This window comes from Celeribacter sp. PS-C1, assembly GCF_019429625.1.
Classification (GTDB): Bacteria; Pseudomonadota; Alphaproteobacteria; order Rhodobacterales; family Rhodobacteraceae; genus Celeribacter.
The window spans coordinates 1-1,193 of record NZ_JAHXRW010000037.1 but is presented as its reverse complement, the minus strand read 5'-3'; the positions used below and the strand labels follow the sequence as shown (position 1 = coordinate 1,193).

General features: G+C 61.6%; 1 protein-coding gene. It reads left to right on the top strand.

The window, feature by feature from the left end; translation table 11 throughout:
• A partial coding sequence (locus J5Y17_RS19075) for an AMP-binding protein (protein WP_219787436.1) occupies positions 1–1,193 on the top strand: 1,193 nt, incomplete at both ends.

Here is a 1,193-nt window from a genome sequence, read left to right as displayed (position 1 = left end):
TCCGTCGACGACCCTGTGTCTTTCTGGGCGGAACAGGGCAAGGTTCTTGACTGGATGGAGCCCTACACGCAGGTGAAGAAGACCTGTTTCGACTTCGGTCGCGTCGATATCAAATGGTATGCCGACGGCGTGTTGAACGTCTCCGCCAACTGTATTGACCGCCATCTCGCCAAGAAATCCCTGCAAACCGCGATCATTTTCGAGCCTGATGATCCCAACGAACCCGCGCAGCACATCACCTACAAGGAACTCTCCGACAAGGTGAACCGCATGGCCAACGTGCTCTTGAGCCAAGGTGTCATGCGCGGCGACCGGGTCGTGATCTATCTGCCGATGATCCCCGAGGCGGCTTACGCCATGCTCGCCTGCGCCCGCATCGGCGCGATCCATTCTATTGTTTTCGCGGGCTTCTCTCCGGACGCGCTCGCCAACCGTATCAACGACTGTGGTGCCAAGCTCGTCATCACCTCCGACACAGCGCCGCGCGGCGGCCGTCGCACGCCGTTGAAGGCCAACACCGACGCCGCCCTGCTGCACTGCTCGGACAAGGTCCGTTGCCTCGTCGTCAAGCACACCGGCGACCAGATCTCCTGGGTGCAGGGTCGCGATGTCGACGTCAAATACCTGATGGAGCACGCGTCTCCTGATTGCCCGCCGCGTCCGATGAACGCCGAAGATCCGCTCTTCATCCTCTACACCTCCGGCTCTACGGGCAAACCGAAGGGCGTCGTGCACAGCTCCGGCGGCTATCTCGCCTATGCAGCCCTCACTCATAAATACGTCTTCGACTACCACGACGGCGACGTCTTCTGGTGCACCGCCGACGTCGGCTGGGTCACAGGCCACAGCTACATCGTCTACGGTCCGCTCGCCAACGGCGCCACCACCGTGATGTTCGAAGGCGTGCCGACCTACCCCGACGCGGGCCGCTTCTGGGCCGTTTGCGAAAAGCATAAGGTCAACCAGTTCTACACCGCACCGACTGCACTGCGCTCGCTCATGGGACAGGGCAACGAATGGGTCGAGAAATACGACCTGTCCTCGCTCAAACTCCTGGGCACCGTCGGCGAACCGATCAACCCGGAGGCCTGGAACTGGTACAATGAGGTCGTCGGCAAAGGAAACTGCCCCATCGTCGACACCTGGTGGCAGACCGAAACCGGTGGCCACCTGTTGACCCCGCTGCCGGGCGC